The following is a 17,422-nucleotide window of genomic DNA, read 5'->3' as shown; positions in this document are numbered from 1 at the left end:
GTGTGCGGTGCAGCTTAGACACCTCCACCACACCGGAGGTCTTCGCCATGATCAAGACCCCGGCCCTGTTAACAACGCTCGTGATCAATACACCTAGGCTGGACCACCGTGCCGGCGGAGCCGCCTCCGGCGCCGAGTGCCTGCCTGCCCGGCCGCGGGGGAGGGCCGGTGGCCCACTCCGACGGCCCCTCGTCCGGACGGCCCGCGAACCCGCGCAGGAGTTCTCGTGCAAGACGACGTTCCGGCCCCCGAGGCCGAGCCTGTCCTGGAGCGGCCCGCACGCGCCTTCGCCGAGGCGCAGGAACTGCCCGCGCCGTCGGACACGGACGCGGACGCGGTGGCCGCCAGGGCGCGGATGGCGTCCCTGTGGACCGGGCACGCCGGTACCGAGCCGGACGTCGAGGAGGAGTGGCTCGCGCTGCCGGGACACGACGGCGGCCGGATCCGGGTGCGCGTCCTGCGCCCCGTCGGCAGCGACGAGGCCCTGCCGGTCGTGCTGTACCTGCACGGGCTGGGCTGGATGCTGACCGACGCGTACGCGCACCGGCACCTGGTCACGGACCTCGTCCTCGGAGCGGACGCCGCCGTGGTCGTCCCGGAGTACGACGCCCCGGACGACGTCCGCCACCCGGCGGCCGTCGAGCGGGCGTACGCCGTGGCCGGGTGGATCGCCCGGCACGGGGCGGGATGCCGGCTGGACGGGAGCAGGATGGCCGTCGTCGGGGCCAGCGCGGGCGCCCAGCACGCCGCCGCGCTCACCCTGCTGGCCGCGCGGCGGCGCGGTGGTCCCGGCTTCCGCCACCAGGTGCTGATCTGCCCGGTGACCGACGCGGCCATGGACACCCCGTCGTACCACCGGTTCGCCGAAGGCTACTTCCTGACCCGCGCCGCCATGCGCGACTACTGGCAGCGGGACGCGCCGGACCCCCGGATCCGCACGCACGACACCGTCTCCCCACTGCGCGTGGCCACCCGGGACCTGCGGGGGCTGCCACCGGCGCTCGTCCTCACCGCGGAGGCGGACGTGCTCCGCGACGAGGGCGAGGCGTACGCGGCGCACCTGAGGGCGGCGGACGTCCCCGTCGTCTCCCTCCGCTACCACGGGACCATCCACGGCTTCCCGCTGTTCGACCTGCTCCGCGGCACGGACGCGTCCAGGGCGGCGCGCATCCAGGTGACGGACACCCTGCACACCGCCCTGCACGCCGTCTGACCCGCCGGGTCCGGATCGCGCCACACCTCGCGCGGACGAGCCGGCATCAGAGCGTGGGCGCAGCCCGTCCACCCGCGCCATCCCCATGCGGGCGTGCACCCTGAGGCGGGCTGCTCGTGGACCACGTCGTCGGGCACCGGCGAGTCCGTCAACGCGTGGTGGAACGCGTCGACCCGGTCACGTGGCGCCACGGCGGGGAGACCGGGCAGTAGCACACACCCCCCGGCACACCCTCCCCGAAGTCGGGTGCCCGGCCGTCGCGGTCGACGATACGGCGCACCGGAACGGGCCGGCGGCCGGTGAGCGCGGACGGACCACAACCGGTGCACGCACGGTCAAGCCACCCCGGCCACCCGCCCTTAGGGTCTCGTACGTGCCGGCGGCTGCCCCGGGCACGGTGCCCCGCACGCGCTCGGCGCGCCGACCTGCCCGGCCCCACCGGCGAGGCGGACCGCCCACGGTGCGGGCAGCGGTGCCCGGCGAACCGACCAGCAGATCAGGAGCCAGCGTGTCCCGTACCCGCCTTCGCGGTTTCTCCCGCTCCGACACCGGCCGCGCGGAAGCCTTCAGCGACGGCGTGCTGGCCATCGCCGTCACGCTGCTGGCCCTCGGCCTCGCCGACCCGCCGCACCGGCCGGGCGGCCTCGGCCACGCCCTGCTCGCCCAGTGGCCCTCCTACCTCGGCTACCTGGCCTCCTTCGGCTACGTGTCGGTGATCTGGCTCAACCACCACCAGGCCTTCGTACGGGTCCGCGTCATGGACCGCGGGCTGCACGCCGCCAATCTGCTGCTGCTGTTCACCACGGCGGCGCTCTCCTTCCCCACCGCGGTGGTCGCCGACGCCCTCCAGGCGGACCCCGCGGGCTCCGACGCACGGGTCGCCGTCGCGCTCTACGCCGGGCTGGCCGCCGCGATGTGCCTGAGCTGGGTGGCCTTCTACCAGCAGCTCGCCCGCCGGCCCGAACTGCTGGCACCGGGCGTGGAACCCGCGTACGTCCGGCACGGGCGGCTGCGCTCCTGGGCCGGTGCCCTCGCGTACGGCGGGGCCGGGCTGCTCGGCGTGCTCGCCGCGCCCCTGTGGGCGGTCGCCGTCTTCGTCGCGCTTCCGGTCTTCTACTTCCTCACCAGCGAGGGCCTCCCCGGAGGACGGGACGGCGCCCCCGCCTGAGAGCGCGGCACGCTCCCGCTGACACCGGCGGCTTCCGTCCCGTACACTAGGTAGACCTACCTACCTAGTTTCACGGCGACGAGGAGACCGGTGTGACCACCGCGGAGAGCGGCCGGCGGCGGCCGGCCCGGGAGCGGCTGCTGGCGGCCGCGGCCCGCCGTTTCTACGCCGACGGCGTGGCGGCGACCGGCATCGACACCATCACCGCGGAGGCCGGCGTCGCGAAGATGAGCCTCTACAACAACTTCGCCTCCAAGGCCGACCTGGTCAGGGCCTACCTCGACGCCCGGCACGAGGAGTGGCTCGGGCTGTACCGGGCCCGGCTGGAGCAGGCCCGCGGCCCGCGCGACGGCGTCCTCGCGGTCTTCGACGCCTACGCCGACCACGCGGCGTTCGCCTACGAGCACGGCTTCCGCGGCTGCGGCCTGCTGAACGCCGCCGCCGAACTCCCCGCCGGGGACGCGGGCCGGGCGGTGGTGCGCGCCCACAAGGAGGAGGTCGAGCGGCTGATCGCCGGCCACGTGCGCGAACTGCTGCCCGGCCGTCCCGACGAGGTGCGTGCGACGGCCGAGCACCTCGCCTTCCTCCTGGAGGGCGCGATGGCCCGTGCCGGTCTGGAAGGCGACGGCGACCGCCTCCGGCACGCCCGCTCCCTGGCGGCGGACCTGCTGGACCGTCTGTGAAGCGGCCCGCCGGGCACGGCCGGTCCGCCGGAACCGGCGCCCTGTGCGTCCTGGCCGCCTCCGTCCTGTGGGGCACGACGGGTACGGCCGCCACCTTCGCCCCGGAGGTGGGCCCGCTCGCCGTCGGTGCCGTCGCCATGGGCCTGGGCGGGCTGCTCCAGGCCCTCGCCGCCGCCGCGCCGCTCGCCCGGCACGCACCCGGCCTGCGCGCGCGGCGCGGCACGGTCCTGCTCGGCGCCGCCTCGGTGGCCGTCTACCCCCTGGCGTTCTACAGCTCCATGCGTCTGGCCGGAGTCGCCGTGGGCACCGTGGTGTCGATCGGCACCGCCCCGCTCGCCTCGGCCCTGATCGAACGCGTCGTGGACCGCCGCCGGCTCACGCGCCGCTGGACGGGCGCCGCCGCCCTCGGCCTGCTGGGCACCGTCCTGCTGTGCGTCGCCGAGGCCGGCCGCTCCGCCGGCGGCGCGGGACCGGCGTCCGCGGGCGGCACGCTGCTCGGCGTGGGCCTCGGCCTGGTCGCCGCGGTGACCTACGCCCTCTACTCCTGGGCCGCGCACCGGCTCATCAGCGGCGGGCTCCCCTCGCGCGCGGCGATGGGCGCCGTCTTCGGGCTCGGCGGACTGCTCCTGCTGCCCGTCCTGTCGGCCACCGGCGCCCCGCTCCTCGGTTCCTGGTCCAACGCGGCCGTCGGCACCTACATGGCGGTGGTCCCCATGTTCGCCGGGTACGTCCTGTTCGGCCGGGGGCTCGCGCGCGTGCCCGCCAGTACGGCCACCACCCTGTCGCTGCTCGAACCGGCCGTCGCGGCCGTCCTCGCCGTCCTCGTCGTCGGCGAACGCCTGCCCGCGGCCGGCTGGGCGGGCATCGTCCTCGTCATCGCCGGCCTCGCCGTCCTCACCACCCCGGCACCGGCCGCCCGCCGCCGGCGGCGGTCCGGCGGGCCGGTCCCGGGTGGCGGGGCGCGCGGTACGGCGCACCCGGCCGGGGTGCTGCCGCCGGGTGCGGACGCGGACGGCGGCTGAGGACGCCTCAGACGGCCACCCGGGGCTGGGCCGGGTCGAGGTGATGGACCGCGGTCCGTGCGGCGTGCGGGGCGAGCAGCCCCTGCAGCTCTTCCGCGGCGGCCTTCAGCAGACCGGCGTCGCGGTCGGCGTGCAGGGTCTCCAGGACGAAGGCCACCCGGGCGGAGTCCGCGGTGACCCGGGTGCGGTGGGCGTCCCGGTGGTTCCAGTGCCGGGTCAGGACGCCGGCGGCGTCCGCGTAGATGATCTCGCCGGGCCTGGGGTGCTCGACGGTGCCGGGTTCGCCGAGCGGGGTGAAGGACTCGGTGCCGTCCGCGTACCGGATGTCGACGTCACCGCTGACCCGGTCCAGGTCGAAGGCGCCGGCGGGCAGGCCGTGCCGTACGGAGACGGCGTTGTACGAGTCGACGGCCGGGTTGATGCGGGGCAGCGAGCCCTTCTTGGCGAGGCGGCGCCCGAGGGCGTCGACGCTGGGGCGGACGCGGCGCGGGTTGGTGCCGAAGGCGCGGTAGGCGGTGTGCCAGGCATCGATGCGGGGGTCGGTCTCGTCGGCGGGCTGCCAGGTGCCGTCGGCCTGTTGCTGTTCCAGTTCCGCCAGCGCGGCGGCGGTGTGCGGCCAGGGCTCGTGGCCGCGCAGTCCGGTGGCGGTGACCAGGGCGATGAGGGTGCCGGGGAAGGCGTCGGCGACGGCGGGGGCGATGCGGAAGGCGGGCATGGGTGGTGTTCCGTTTCCTGCGGGCGGGGCGGGGTCAGGGCTTCCAGGGGCCGATGCGGTCCAGGCGGCGGCGCTGCCGGCGGGCCGTGGACAGGTCGAGGCCCTGGCCCCGCGCGGTGAGGTGCTCGGCGACGGCGGTGCGGTGCTCGACGGGTTTGTGGTCGTCGTACTTGAACTTGGCGCGTACGTCGGTGACGTCGAGGCGCAGGCCGCGGATGCCGGGCAGCATCCGGCCGTACGGCGGCCGGCCGGCGGCGACGGGCGCGTGGTCGCCGTCCGGCTGGAAGTGGGCGAGCTGACGGCGCAGCAGCGCGGCCTTGGCCTCGGGATCGTCGACGATGTGGGCCCGGCAGGTGAACTGCACGGCCGTGTAGTAGCTGGTGGGGACGCCGTCGGTGGGCGGGGTGCCGGCCGGGGCGCGCCACGGCCCGGGGACGAAGGCGTAGTCGCCGAAGACGGTGAAGGTGACGTCCGGGTCCTGCTCGATCGCCTCCCAGACCGGGTTGGGCCGGGCGAAGTGGATCAGGAGGTGGCCGCCGTCGACGGTGAAGTGGGTGGGGACGGCGAGGGGTGCCCGGCCGGGCGGGCCGTTGACGCTCAGGATGCCGAAGTCGTGGCCCTCGGCGAGCCAGGACCGCCATTCGGCCTCGTCCAGGCCGGCGTCCCAGGGGTGGATGAACATGCGGTTTCTCCTTGCGGGTGTGCCCTGCGCTCAGGTCAGGGCGAGGAGGCCGACGGCGACGGCGGCCGTGCCCAGACCGACGAGCTGACCGCGGTGGACGCGTTCGGCGAGCACCCCGCGGGCGAGCAGGACGGTGCCGGCCGGATAGAGGGCGGTGACCACGGCGACGACCGTGAGGTCTCCGCTGCGGGCGGCGAGCAGGAACAGCAGGTTCGCCACGGAGTCCAGCACGCCCGCGGTGGCGGACAGCGCGTAGGCGGGCCGCTCGGTGCCCAGCCTGCGGTGCAGCAGCCCCGCCGCGGCCAGGGTGACGGCCGAGGAGACCGCCCGGCCGGTGATCAGCGGGGCCACCCCGCTGCCGGACGGCGCCTGGTGCAGGAAGACCAGCTGGAGGGCGATGGCGGCGCCGGCGCCGAGGGCCAGCAGCAGCGCGGTGCTCGAAGGGCGCGCCGCTCCCGCGCCGTGGCCGGCGCTGACCAGCACCACCGCCACTAGCGCGAGCGGCAGACCGACCAGCCCGGCGGCGGTCAGGTGCTCGCCCTGCACCAGGCCCACCGCGACGGGCAGCGCCGCGGACACCAGGGCGGTCACGGGGGACAGCACGTTCATCGGGCCGATCGCCAGGGTGCGGTAGAGCAGGGCGAACGCGGCGGCCGAGGCGACCCCGGACGCCGCGCCCCAGCCGAGTGCGCCCGCGTCGAACGTGGCACCGAGGAACGGCCACAGCAGCAGCTCGACCGCGAGCGAGGCCGGAGCCGCGACCATCACCGTCCGCAGCACATGGGCCTTGCGGGCGCCGAGGCCGCCGAGGAAGTCGGCGCATCCGTAGGCGAGGGAGCTGCCCAGAGCCAGCAGCAGAGCGATCACGGTACATCCCTTACAATCATCGGAACGACCGAACCGTACAACGAAACGACCACCCGGTGTCAATCGAACGACCGCGCGGTACATTGTGGTGGTCCCTCGCGAGGATGTGATCGGATGGCCGAGACGGCCGCAGCCCTTCAGGCGCTCGCGCGCAACGTCCGGACGGCCCGCACCCGCGCCGGCCTCTCCCTGGACGAGCTCGGCCGGCGTGCCCAGGTCAGCAAGGGCGCCCTGGTCGGACTGGAGAAGGCCCAGGGCAATCCCAACTTCGCGACCCTGGTCCGGCTGGCCGACACCCTCGGGGTCTCGGTGTCCGCGCTGATGGAGGGGCCGGCCGAGGACCGCGTCCGGGTGGTCGCCGCCGACGCCGTGGCACCCCTGTGGACCGGCGCGCGCGGCAGCGAGGCCCGGCTCATGCTGACCACCACGGGGCCGGCCCCCGTCGAGGTCTGGCGCTGGCGGCTGGAGCCGGGGGAGGAGTACCCCAGCCACCCCCACCAGTCGGGGGTCGTGGAGACCGTCAGCGTCACGGAGGGACGGATGACCCTGGTCGTCGACGGCACCGAGCACACCGTGGAGGCCGGCCAGACCGCCACCTTCGAGGCCGACGCCCCGCACACCTACCGCGGCTCGGGCACCGGGACCTGCCACCTGATCATGACGGTCCAGCTGCCGCCCGGCCCGGCAGCGTGAGGACGGCCGTCCGCCGACCGCCCGCCCGACCGGTGCGGACCCGCTGAAGCCCCGCCGGAGGGGACGCCCGTCCCGGCGCCCGCTCGCACGCGGCGGCGCCGCCCGGCCGGTGGCAGCGGGGCGGCGCGGTGCGGGCGGCCGAGGCCGCTCAGCGGGCGGGGCCGAGGACGACCGGCAGCTCGGCGAGGCCGCGGAAGGCCGGGAAGGGCACCTCCAGCCACCGTGGCCCGGCGGCGGGGTCGGCCAGGGCCATGCCGGGGAACCGGTCGAACAGCCGGGTGAGGGCCAGCTGCGTCTCCATCCGGGCCAGCGGGGCGCCCAGGCAGTAGTGGCCGCCGTGCCCGAAACCGAGGTGGGCGTCCTGCGCGTTGCCCGGCCGCTGCACGTCCAGCTCGTCGGGGCGGTCGAACTTCAGCGGATCGCGGTTGGCCGAACTGATGGCGATCTGGACCAGGGCGCCCTTGGGGATCAGGGTCCCGCCGTACTCCACGTCCTCGGTGGCGTAGCGGAACGTGGCGCTCTCCACCGAGCCGTCGTAGCGCACCAGTTCCTCCACCGCCGCGCGGATCAGCTCCGGGTCCTCCCGTACGGCACGCAGCTGCGCGGGATGTGACAGCAGGTGGTGGACGGCGTTGCCGATGAGGTACGCGGTCGTCTTGTGACCGGCGAACATCAGCAGGAACGCCGTGGAGACCAACTCGCTCTCGGTGAGCCCGTCGTCGTTGTCCCGGACCGCGATGAGCGCGCTCAGCAGATCGTCGCCCGGACGGTCCCGCTTGGCGGTGATGAGCTCGGTGAAGTACGCGTGCAGATCCTCCTCGGCCTGCTGCTGGGCCCGCTTGGCCTCCTCGCCGAACCCGGTCTGCGCCACCGTGGTGGACAGGTGCTGCATCCGCGACCGGTCCTCGGGCGGTACGCCGAGCAGGTCGCAGATCACGATGATCGGCAGCGGGAAGGCGAACCGGGGCAGCAGGTCGAAGCGTTCCCGGGTCGGGCACGCGTCGAGCAGACCCTGCACGATCTCCTCGATCCGCGACCGCAGCGCCTCCACGCGCCGGGGCGTGAACGCGGAGTTCACCAGCCGGCGCAGCCGCGTGTGCTTCGGCGCGTCGGAGTTCAGCATGTTGTCGTCCAGCGCGACGGACGAGTCACCGAAGATCCTCCGGTAGGCGTCCATCGCCCCGTACATGTCCTTGCTCAGCCGCGGGTCCGCCAGGGCGGCCCGGGCGTCGTCGTACCGGGTGATCAGGTACGTGTCGTTGCCGTGCGGCGGTCTCATGGGGCAGACGGGTGCCGCGGTGCGCAGATGGGCGTAGAACGCGTGCGGATCGCGCCGGAACTCCGGGGTGCACCGCTCGGCCGCGGTGACGGCCTCTTGCGTGCTGGTCACGGACGACTCCTGAGGTCGAAGAGGGCTTGGGCGTTGCCGCCGAGGATGCGCTGCTGGGCGGCCGCGTCGACCGGCAGCTTCTCGATCAGGTGGATGAAGTCCTCCAGCGGCGCCGCCATCGGCGGTGAGTCGGTGCCGAACAACATCCGTTCGGGGCCCAGCACGTCGGCGTTCAGGCTCAGGTGCGCCGCACTGAACGGGCTGGTGTCGACGTACATCCGCCGCAGTGCCGCGGCCGGGTCGGCCGAGGGCCGCGGGGCCGCCGGGTCCTGCCGGGGTGCGGGCCGCTCCGCCGGGGAAGCGGAGGCCGCCCCCGGCCGGCCGGCGGGCGGCGCGCCCCCGGCCCAGTGCCGGGGGCGCGCCGCGGTCTGCAGGCGCTCCGGCAGCAGCGCCAGCGCGCCGCCGCCGGTGGCGCCGATCAGCCGCAGACCGGGGTACTTGTCCAGCCATCCCGCGAACGCGATCGCGGCCATGCCCAGGGTGACGTCGCCGAAGCGGCCGATCTGCTCCACGAAGCCGGTCTCCTCGACCCGCTCCGTGCCGACCGGTTCGGCCGGGGCGTGCACCAGCACCGGCACCCCCGCCTCCGCGGCCAGCGCGAAGAAGGAGTCGGCGCGCGGCGAGCCGAGCAGTTCCCCGTGCACGCTGGACGTGGTGATCAGGCCGACGAAGGCCGGGTCCGCCAGGGTCTCCCGCACGCCTTCGAGGTGGTCGTCGTCGCCGAACGGGTTGGCGTAGACGTACCCGCGCAACTGGTCCGGGAACTTCCGGATCAGCCCCGACATCCAGGCGTGGAATGCGCGCAGCCGGTCGCGTGGCTGGGCGTAGTTGTCGACGCCCGGGACCCGGGCCATCGCACCGGCCCCGACGGGACTGCCGATGACGGTCAGGTCGATGCCGGCCGCGGCGCGAGCGGCGAGCATGCCGTCGACGTCGGTCAGGCTGGGGGGCATGGGGAAGCGCTTCGCCGCTTCCGGTGGGGACAGGTGCCCGTGGATGTCGATGATCACGTGTCGGTTTCCGGTTTCGGTGCGAGTGCGCGGGTGACCGCGGCACAGTCCTGGTCGCCCAGTCCCTGCTCGGTGGCGCGGACGTGGGTCTCCGCCGCGGCGGTCGCCAGCGGCAGGCTCAGGCCGACTGCTGCTGCCTGCTTGGAAGCGAGCATGAGGTCTTTCGCCATCAGCCGCAGCCGGAAGTCCGGCTCCTCGAAGCGGCCGGAGGCCAGGCGCCGCGACTTGAACGCCATCACCGGCGAGGCGAAGCCGCTGCCCGCGATGGTCTTGAGGACCAGCTGCCGGTCGAGGCCACAGGCCTCCGCCAGTTCGGTGGCCTCGGCCAGGGCCTGCACCTCTATGCCCATCAGCAGGTTGAGGAGCAGTTTCATCCGCATGCCGGACCCGAGTGCGCCCAGATGGACCACTTCCTTGCCCAGCGTCTCCAGCAGCGGGCGGGCGGTCTCGAACGCCCGCTGCTCGCCGCCGGCGAACAGCCGCAGCTCTCCGTCGCGGGCGTGGTCGCGGTTGCCTAGCATGCCGACGTCGAGGACCGCCGCGATCTCGCCGGTGATCTGCACGACCTCGTCGGGGGCGACGGTGCTGGCGCAGATCAGCACACCGGGGTACGGGCCCTCGGCCAGCACGCCGCCCGGCCCGTGCAGCACCGCGCCGAGGGCCTGGCCGTCGGCCACGACACAGAGGGCGGCGCTGGTGCCCGCGACGGCGTCGGCGGGGCTGGCGGCGGCGTAGGCGCCCGCGCGGGCGAGCGGGGCGGTGCGCTCCGGGGTACGGTTCCAGACCCGGACCTGTATCCCCTGGTCGAGAAGGCGGCCGGCCAGGCCGGCGCCCATCGTGCCGAGACCGAGTACGGCGACGGAGCCGCGCACGGGGGGCGTCATGCCGACACCCCCTTGGTCTCCTTGACCACCCGGAACCGCATCGACTGCCGCTGGTCGACGAACTCGCGCAGCGGGGCCACCAGCTCCTGGTGCTCCTCGCTCTGCTGCCAGGCGAAGAAGTCCTCGGCGCTGCGCCATTCGCTGGTGATCACCCACTGGCGGGAGTCGTCGACGGGTTCGCCGAGCCGCTCCACGATGTGTCCGGGGGTGCTGGACACGGACTTCCGGAGCTGCTCGTACAGATCCAGGAATCCCTGTTCGCCGCCCTCGATCACGCGGACCGCGAAAACCACGCTCAGCTTGCCGGCCGATCGGCCGTTGTCGTTGGCGCCCATGTCTCCTCCTGTGTGAGAGTCGGACGGACACGACACCAACGGACTCATGTCCCTCGGACGGCTGCAACTCCGAACGGGGGACGACCCAGTGGGGACAAGGGATACACGCTCCGTCATTAGTCATTTCGGGTGACTGAGGCCCGGTGTGCGTGAATCCGGTCCCAGGACCAGGGGGCGACTCGGCGCGCGCCGGTGATCGGCGTCCGGGCCGGGGCGGCCCGGTGTACGAGCCGCTGAGCGGGCGCCTGATCGTGGCGCGGGTCAACGACCCCCGGGGCGACGCCACCTGGCAGGACGTGGCCCGTCGTCACCAGGCGGCCAAGTCCCGTACGGCGGCCGGGTGACGGGTCGGCACCCCTGGATGACATGATGGCCGGCGACACAAGGCGACGGCGGTCCGAGGAAGCCGGTGCGAATCCGGCGCGGTCCCGCCACTGTGACCGGTGAGCGAGCCCCGGCAGGCCACCGCCCCCGAGCGGGGTGGGAAGGCCGGCCGGGACTCGCTCACCGGGAGCCAGGAGACTCACGCGGTCGCCTCCTCACACGACACCGGGGCGGATCTCCCCGGGAGGGGAGCGGCGCGGTATGCCCGGGAGACGGACGGAACAGACAGCGGACGGAACGGTGCCCTGCCGGGTCGTGGTGTGCCGGGACTGCTGCTGCGGCAGCCCCAAGGTGACGGGTGACCACGCGGCGCAGACCGCGCGGTTGCGGGCGGAGGTGCCCGTGCGCGTCTCCGACTGCCTCGACGTGTGCGACCAGGCGAACGTCATCGTCGTGCAGCCCTCCACCGCAGGCCGGGCCGCCGGCGCGCGGCCGGTCTGGCTCGGGCTGGTCAACGACCCCGGGGCGACCGAGGACATCGTCACCTGGGTACGGGCCGGCGGCCCGGGCGTGGCCCCCCGGCCGGACATCCTCGACCTGTACGCCTTCACCCCACCGCGCCGGCGCACGCGGCCCTGACCGGGGCCGGCCGGATCGCGCCCCCGCCGGCCCACCGGGCACACCGCCGCCCACCCGGCACGAGAGGAAGACCACGCTGGTCGGAGGCGGTCCTGGCGGGGCGCCGGTCCCGCGGTACGGTCGGTCCGACACCGACGACGGCATGACGGAACCCGGTGTGAATCCGGCACGGTCGCGCCACTGTGTGCGGGCCCCGCGAGGGCGCCCGTGCGTCAGACCCGGGGCCGTCGGAGGCCCCTCGGGAACCGTCCGGGGGCCCTCCGACGTCCGAGCGACTCCCACCCGACCCGGAGCGCAGCCGCAGACGCAGGTCGCGCGGCGCGGGCCGGCCGGCCCTAGTCCGCCTCCGGTGCCGTCAGCGGGCGGCCCAGGCGCAGGTTCCACCGGCCGGTGCGGCCGGTGAGTTCGGTCATGGTGAGCGGTGGCACGTCGAGCCGCCAGAACAGCGCGGCAGGCAGGTCCAGCGCCTCCACGACCGCGGCGCGCACCACCTCCGGCTCGACCACGGCGAGCGTACGGCCCGCCGCGGATCGCGCGTCGGCCAGCCAGCGCGCGATCCGGCCGCACAGGTCCCGGACCGACTCGCCGCCGTGCGGCGCGCAGGCGGGATCGGTGAGCCAGCGGCCCACCGCCTCCGGCTCGGCGGCCCCCACCTCCTCCAGGGTGCGTCCCCGCCAGCGGCCCACGTCCAGGCCGGCCAGGTCCGCTGCCGGCACGCCGTCCAGGCCCAGTGCCGCGGCCGTCTCACGGCAGCGCGCGCCGGGGGAGACCAGCACCCGCGCCGCGGCCGGCAGCGACCCGGCCGCCGAACGGGCCCGCCGCGCACCGCTGTCGTCGAGGGAGCCGCCGTCGTCGAAGCGGGCCTGCCGCAGCGACACGCTCGTCGCGGGCGAGACGAGAAGGACCCGGCTGGTCACAACAGTCGCTCCTGTCACTGGTGTCCTGGTGTCCTGGATGCGGGCCCGGCCGGGCGGGGCGCCCGCGGACACCGGCGCCGGCCGCGCACCGCGCCCTCGCGAACTTAGCACCGGGTGAGGAGCACCCTCCGGGCCCGGTGCCGCCCCGATGTGCGGCATGCTTCGGCATGGGGGCTGCGGAGGTGCCGTGAGCGGGAGAGCAGCGGGAACCGGAGGGCCGGGGCCGGGCGGGATGAGGCCCTGGCGGTTCGTGGTGTGGTTCGGCGTGGTCAGCCTGCTCGCCGACTTCGTGTACGAGGGGGCCCGCTCCGTCACCGGCCCCCTGCTGGCGTCCCTCGGCGCCTCCGCCCTGGTCGTCGGTGTGGTCACCGGCGCCGGTGAGGCGGCGGCACTGGGACTGCGCCTGGTGTCCGGCCCGCTGGCCGACCGCACGCGCCGCTTCTGGGGCCTGTCGATCGCCGGGTACGCCCTGACCGTGCTCTCCGTGCCGCCGCTGGGCGTGGTCGGCGTCCTGTGGGCGGCCTGCGCCCTGGTCGTCGCCGAACGGGTCGGCAAGGCGGTGCGTTCCCCGGCGAAGGATACCCTGCTCTCGCACGCCACCGCCCTCACCGGACGCGGCCGGGGCTTCGCCGTCCACGAGGCGATGGACCAGGTGGGCGCCCTGGCCGGCCCCCTGACCGTGGCGGGCGTCCTCGCGCTCACCGGTGATGCCTACGGCCCCGCGCTCGGCGTCCTCGCCGCGCCCGGCGCGGCGGTGCTGGGCCTGCTGTTCTGGCTCCGGGCACGGGTCCCGGACCCGGAGGCGTACGAACGGCAGGCACCCGGGCCGGCCGGGGCGCCGCCGCCGGACGGCCGGCTGCCCGCCGCGTTCTGGACCTACGCGGCGTTCACCGCGGCCACCACCACCGGCTTCGCCACCTTCGGCGTCCTGTCGTACCACCTCGTCCAACGGCACCTGATGGCGGCGCCCTGGGTGCCGGTGCTGTACGCGGCGGCGATGGCCGTGGACGCGGTGGCCGCGCTCGCCACCGGCTGGCTGTACGACCGGATCGGCCCGCGGGTGCTGGCCGTGCTGCCGGTGCTGGCCGCCGCCGTCCCGGCACTCGCCTTCACGCCCACCGTCGGCCCGGCCGTGGCGGGATCGCTGGTGTGGGGCGCGGCCACGGGCATCCAGGAGTCGACGCTCCGGGCCACCGTCGCGGACCTCGTGCCCTCGCCGCGCCGGGCCACCGCGTACGGCGTCTTCGCCGGGGTGGTGGGCGCCGCGAGCCTGGCGGGCGGAGCCCTGACCGGAGCCCTGTACGGCCACTCGATCCCCCTCCTGATCACGGTGGTCGCGGTGATCCAGGCCCTCGCCCTCGTCCTGCTCGCCGTGACCGGTCCCCGCCACGCATGACGAGGGCCTGACCCGCCCGCTCGTCCCTCGCCGAAGGGAGCGGGCGCCCGGCGGGTCCCCGGCGCCCGGGGTGCGCGTGCGGGCGCAGGGACGCGCCGACGGGGACCGGGGCCCGGGCGTCGGGGTGCCAGGGTGCACAACTGCCGCCCAGGCGCATGTGGTTACGTGTCCGACGACATCGCCTGCCCTGCCCGGAAGGAACCAGGACATGACCACCCCGCACGCCTTCCCCCTGGAACCCGCCCCGATCCACGTGTCCGACGAGGTCCTCGACGACCTGCGCGCCCGTCTCGCACGGACCCGCCCGCCACTGGACGAGGGGAACGAGGACGGGTCCTACGGCGTCCCGGACGGCATTCTCCGTGAGCTGGTCGCCTACTGGCGGGACGGCTACGACTGGCGCAAGGCCGAGGCCGCCATCAACGTCTACGAGCACTACCAGGTCGGCGTCGCCGGTGTCCCGGTGCACTTCATGCGCAAGCCCGGCCGCGGCCCCCGCCCGATCCCGTTGATCCTCACCCACGGCTGGCCGTGGACGTTCTGGCACTGGTCGAAGGTGATCGACCCGCTCGCCGACCCGGCCGCGTCCGGCGGCGACCCCGCCGACGCCTTCGACGTCATCGTGCCGTCCCTGCCCGGCTTCGGCTTCCCCGGCCCGCTCACCGGCTTCCCGGACGTCAACTTCTGGAAGGTCGCCGACCTCTGGCACACCCTGATGACCGAGACGCTGGGCTACGCGAAGTACGCCGCCGGGGGCTGCGACATCGGCGGCGTCGTCACCAGCCAGCTCGGCCACAAGTACGCCGACGAGCTGTACGGCATCCACATCGGCTCCGGGCTGCCGCTCGACTTCTTCGCCGGACCCCGCGCCTGGGACTTCGCCCGGAACCGGCCCCTCACCGACGACCAGCCCGCCGATGTCCGTGCCCGCATCATCGAGATGGACCACCGCTGGGCGTCCCACCTCGCCGTGCACATGCTCGACGGAGCCACCCTCGCCCACGGGCTGAGCGACTCGCCCGCCGGACTGCTCGCCTGGCTGCTGAAGCGCTGGAACGACTGGAGCGACAACGGCGGCGACCTCGAATCCGTGTTCACCAAGGACGACCTGCTCACCCACGCCACGATCTACTGGGTGAACAACTCCATCGCCACCTCCATGCGTTACTACGCCAACGCCAACCGCTACCCCTGGACCCCCGCCCACGACCGCACCCCGGTCGTACAGGCTCCGGTCGGCCTCACCTTCGTCACGTACGAGAACCCGCCCGGCATCCACACCGCCGCCGAGCGGGTCCAGGCGTTCGAGAACGGCCCGCAGGCCGGCTGGTTCCACCACGTCAACGTCAACGCCCATGACCGGGGGGGCCACTTCATCCCCTGGGAGAACCCCGACGCGTGGGTGGGCGACCTGCGCCGCACCTTCCGCGGCCGCAGGCCCTGAAGTCAGGAGGTCCGGGCCTGGTCGTACAGGGCCTTGACCACGTCACCGAAGTACGGGCCGAACATCCGGTTCGGCAGGAACGTGTAGCCGAAGCTGTTCACGGAGGCCTGCAGACCGGTGCCGGACGCCTCGTCGAAGCCGGTGAACCAGGGGCCGCCGCTGGAGCCGCCCGTCATGTTGCACCCGAGGCCGTGGTCCTGCGAGAAGAGGAAGTCCTTCGAGCTGTTGCCGCTGCAGTAGATGAGCTTGGTGCCGTCGTACGGCGACGCCGCGGGGAAACCGAAGGAGTGCATCGGCTTGTTGTAGCCGCCGTTGAACTGGACGCCCTGCGCGCCGACGACCGAGGTGAGGGTCCTGCCGTTCAGGGGGGTGACGACCGCGGCTCCGACGTCGTAGTTGATGTCCTCGCTCGCTTCCCATTGCGGGGTCGTGAGCGTCTTGGCCGCGGTCCACTGGCCGTACGGTGCGTTGCCGTTGTCGTAGCCCGGCACGAAGACCCAGTTGGTGTGCCAGCTGCCCTGGTACTTCACGCAGTGCCCGGCCGTGAGGACGGTGCTGGCGTTCTGGCTGGTCACGGCGTCGCCGGTACAGGAGGCGGTGCGTCCCTGGAAGGTGAAGAAGACCCGCCCCGAGGTTCTGACGACGGCGCCGCCGCCGGTCCAGGGGCCACCGGCCTGCGGGAAGGAGGCGAGTGCGGGGCGGGTGGGGGCCACGGAGACCGGACGCCCCGTGTGCGGAGGGGACTTGAGGTGCCCGGCGGCCTGCTCGGTGAGCAGCAGATCGAGGGGAGTGGCGCTGCGCATGCGCTCGGCGGTCCAGAAGGCGCGGGCCTCGTGCTGTGCGGCGGCCGGGGCGGTGTGGGCCGCGGCCGCCGGCCCGGCGGGTGCGGCGCCGGCGGTTCCGGCCTGGAGGAGGCCGCCGGCGAACAGGGCTCCGACGGCCAGCGGAATGCCCGCGGCGGTGCGTTGGCGTCTCACGCAGGTCTCCTTCTGCCGTGCCCGGGCCGGTCGGGCCCGGGCAGGGTGGGCGAACGAAGAACGGTGCGGAAGGACGTGCGTGAGGCAGGGTGCCACGGCAGCCGTGAATTGTCAGGAGCACGTAAAGAAGAAGTCGTCGGTGCGATCAGCGGCCCCGGCGCCGCAGCAGCAGATCTGCGACCACCGGCCGGTGGTCGGAGGCCGTCGTCCCGGACTCGTACGCGCCGGTCACGGTCACGTCCGGGGAAACGGTCACGAGGTCGATCCGGCTGACCGGGCCGGCCGCCGGATAGGTCTTGCCCCCGTCCGGATCCGCGTCGGCCAACGGCCCCCACAGCCGCGCCAGTTCGGGCGCGTCCGGTTCGGCGTTGAAGTCGCCCAGGAGGACCTTCGGGCCGCGGTCCTCGGCCAGGACCTCCAGCATGTCGTCGACCTGGGCCCGCCGCACCGAGGGGTCCTTGCGGTAGTCGAGGTGGGTCGCGTACACGTGCACGCGGACGCCCCGGACCCCGACCGCCACCTCGGCGAAACCCGGTGCGGGGGCCGGCACCGGATCCGGCGTCTGGGTGGACAGCCGGGTGATCTCGTGGTTCCAGGCGCCGCGCACCGGAAAACGGCTCAGCACCGCCACGCCGTACTGCCGTCGCTCGCCGCCCGGGGTGGCGGGAGGGAGGTCGTAGATCGGCGCGAAGAAGACCCGCATGTGCAGCCGGCCGGCCAACTCCCGGGCCTCGTCGGCGAAGTCGCTGCGGGTGCCCCAGTGCACGTCGACCTCCTCCAGGCCCACCACGTCGGCGTCGAGGTCCCGGATCGCCGCCGCCGTGCGGTCGAGGTCGAAGACGCCGTCCTGACCCGCTCCGGCATGGATGTTGTAGGTGGCCACGCGCAACGGCACGCGTGCGGTGCCCGGTTCGGTGCCGTCCGTCCGGTCCGCCGCGGTGGCGCCCGGAGCCGCCACGCCGAGAGCGGCGGCGACGGCGAGCACGGCGGCGACGGCGGCGGCCGGTGCGCGGTGAAGGGAGCGTCGGGGCTTTCGGTCCACTGCATCCTCCAGCGGTGATCC

The 17,422-nt window shown here is 74.5% G+C and carries 19 protein-coding genes and 1 riboswitch; of the genes, 9 read left to right on the top strand and 10 right to left on the bottom strand.

Translation table 11 applies throughout. From position 1 onward, the window contains the following. Window positions 1-226: 226 nt before the first annotated feature. The 4 genes from IG05_RS0106000 (at window position 227) to IG05_RS0105985 (ending at window position 4,086) form a co-directional block, all read left to right on the top strand. Window positions 227-1,213: an alpha/beta hydrolase fold domain-containing protein gene (locus tag IG05_RS0106000; RefSeq protein WP_030339823.1), complete on the top strand. Its 987-nt coding sequence runs from the start codon at window positions 227-229 to the stop codon at window positions 1,211-1,213. A 508-nt stretch (window positions 1,214-1,721) separates the two neighbouring features. Beyond that, the gene (locus tag IG05_RS0105995; RefSeq protein ID WP_030339820.1) at window positions 1,722-2,381 is read left to right on the top strand and encodes a TMEM175 family protein; all 660 of its coding nucleotides are present in this window, start codon (window positions 1,722-1,724) and stop codon (window positions 2,379-2,381) included. Window positions 2,382-2,473: 92 nt separating this feature from the next. Then, window positions 2,474-3,064, top strand: coding sequence for a TetR/AcrR family transcriptional regulator (locus tag IG05_RS0105990; protein WP_030339818.1), 591 nt, complete (start codon window positions 2,474-2,476; stop codon window positions 3,062-3,064). After that, window positions 3,061-4,086, top strand: coding sequence for a DMT family transporter (locus tag IG05_RS0105985; protein ID WP_199808253.1), 1,026 nt, complete (start codon window positions 3,061-3,063; stop codon window positions 4,084-4,086). Before IG05_RS0105990 ends, IG05_RS0105985 begins: the two co-directional genes overlap by 4 nt. A gap of 7 nt (window positions 4,087-4,093) precedes the next feature. On the opposite strand, the gene IG05_RS0105980 is transcribed toward IG05_RS0105985, so the two are convergent. Genes IG05_RS0105980 through IG05_RS0105970 form a run of 3 tightly spaced genes read right to left on the bottom strand, consistent with a single transcriptional unit; the run spans window position 4,094 to window position 6,350 of the window. Further along, on the bottom strand, window positions 4,094-4,801 hold the full coding sequence (locus tag IG05_RS0105980; protein WP_030339816.1) for a B3/4 domain-containing protein: 708 nt from the start codon (window positions 4,799-4,801) through the stop codon (window positions 4,094-4,096). 34 nt (window positions 4,802-4,835) lie between these two features. Next, window positions 4,836-5,483, bottom strand: a complete 648-nt coding sequence (locus tag IG05_RS0105975; protein WP_030339815.1) for an FMN-binding negative transcriptional regulator — start codon at window positions 5,481-5,483, stop codon at window positions 4,836-4,838. 30 nt (window positions 5,484-5,513) lie between these two features. Continuing rightward, entirely contained in the window at window positions 5,514-6,350 is an 837-nt protein-coding gene (locus tag IG05_RS0105970; RefSeq protein WP_030339814.1) for an EamA family transporter, read from the bottom strand. A 114-nt stretch (window positions 6,351-6,464) separates the two neighbouring features. Here IG05_RS0105970 and IG05_RS0105965 point away from each other — a divergent pair, with 114 nt between their 5' ends. Beyond that, window positions 6,465-7,043: a helix-turn-helix domain-containing protein gene (locus tag IG05_RS0105965; protein ID WP_030339813.1), complete on the top strand. Its 579-nt coding sequence runs from the start codon at window positions 6,465-6,467 to the stop codon at window positions 7,041-7,043. Window positions 7,044-7,191: 148 nt separating this feature from the next. Here the strand turns inward: IG05_RS0105965 and IG05_RS0105960 are convergent, their stop codons facing one another. From IG05_RS0105960 to IG05_RS0105945, 4 genes are read right to left on the bottom strand one after another with little or no spacing between them, the layout of a single operon-like run. Further along, a complete protein-coding gene (locus IG05_RS0105960; protein WP_030339812.1) occupies window positions 7,192-8,433 on the bottom strand; it encodes a cytochrome P450 family protein in 1,242 nt (413 codons plus the stop codon). Then, entirely contained in the window at window positions 8,430-9,443 is a 1,014-nt protein-coding gene (locus IG05_RS0105955) for an amidohydrolase family protein (RefSeq protein ID WP_030339810.1), read from the bottom strand. Before IG05_RS0105955 ends, IG05_RS0105960 begins: the two co-directional genes overlap by 4 nt. Continuing rightward, on the bottom strand, window positions 9,440-10,327 hold the full coding sequence (locus tag IG05_RS0105950) for an NAD(P)-dependent oxidoreductase (RefSeq protein ID WP_030339809.1): 888 nt from the start codon (window positions 10,325-10,327) through the stop codon (window positions 9,440-9,442). Before IG05_RS0105950 ends, IG05_RS0105955 begins: the two co-directional genes overlap by 4 nt. Further along, the gene (locus IG05_RS0105945; protein ID WP_030339808.1) at window positions 10,324-10,662 is read right to left on the bottom strand and encodes an antibiotic biosynthesis monooxygenase family protein; all 339 of its coding nucleotides are present in this window, start codon (window positions 10,660-10,662) and stop codon (window positions 10,324-10,326) included. Before IG05_RS0105945 ends, IG05_RS0105950 begins: the two co-directional genes overlap by 4 nt. A gap of 221 nt (window positions 10,663-10,883) precedes the next feature. Here IG05_RS0105945 and IG05_RS49915 point away from each other — a divergent pair, with 221 nt between their 5' ends. Both IG05_RS49915 and IG05_RS0105935 read left to right on the top strand, forming a co-directional pair. Then, complete coding sequence (locus IG05_RS49915; protein ID WP_267883300.1) at window positions 10,884-11,006, top strand: hypothetical protein; 123 nt, start codon at window positions 10,884-10,886, stop codon at window positions 11,004-11,006. A 55-nt stretch (window positions 11,007-11,061) separates the two neighbouring features. Then, window positions 11,062-11,187, top strand: a riboswitch (cobalamin riboswitch). 60 nt (window positions 11,188-11,247) lie between these two features. Then, entirely contained in the window at window positions 11,248-11,625 is a 378-nt protein-coding gene (locus tag IG05_RS0105935) for a hypothetical protein (RefSeq protein WP_107051296.1), read from the top strand. 335 nt (window positions 11,626-11,960) lie between these two features. On the opposite strand, the gene IG05_RS0105930 is transcribed toward IG05_RS0105935, so the two are convergent. Further along, window positions 11,961-12,542, bottom strand: a complete 582-nt coding sequence (locus IG05_RS0105930; RefSeq protein WP_030339806.1) for a histidine phosphatase family protein — start codon at window positions 12,540-12,542, stop codon at window positions 11,961-11,963. 232 nt (window positions 12,543-12,774) lie between these two features. Between IG05_RS0105930 and IG05_RS0105925 the strand changes: the two genes are divergently transcribed. Beyond that, entirely contained in the window at window positions 12,775-13,938 is a 1,164-nt protein-coding gene (locus IG05_RS0105925; protein ID WP_030339805.1) for an MFS transporter, read from the top strand. Between the two features lie 208 nt (window positions 13,939-14,146). After that, complete coding sequence (locus tag IG05_RS0105920; protein ID WP_030339804.1) at window positions 14,147-15,382, top strand: epoxide hydrolase family protein; 1,236 nt, start codon at window positions 14,147-14,149, stop codon at window positions 15,380-15,382. Window positions 15,383-15,384: 2 nt separating this feature from the next. On the opposite strand, the gene IG05_RS0105915 is transcribed toward IG05_RS0105920, so the two are convergent. Beyond that, window positions 15,385-16,359, bottom strand: coding sequence for a trypsin-like serine peptidase (locus IG05_RS0105915; RefSeq protein ID WP_030339803.1), 975 nt, complete (start codon window positions 16,357-16,359; stop codon window positions 15,385-15,387). Window positions 16,360-16,504: 145 nt separating this feature from the next. Further along, window positions 16,505-17,401, bottom strand: a complete 897-nt coding sequence (locus IG05_RS0105910) for an endonuclease/exonuclease/phosphatase family protein (RefSeq protein ID WP_030339802.1) — start codon at window positions 17,399-17,401, stop codon at window positions 16,505-16,507. Between the last annotated feature and the right edge of the window lie 21 nt (window positions 17,402-17,422).

The sequence above is a fragment of the Streptomyces sp. NRRL S-1022 genome (assembly GCF_000720135.1).
Classification (GTDB): domain Bacteria; phylum Actinomycetota; class Actinomycetes; order Streptomycetales; family Streptomycetaceae; genus Streptomyces.
The sequence above is the reverse complement of the archived record's forward strand: the minus strand, read 5'-3'. Positions and strand labels throughout refer to the sequence as shown.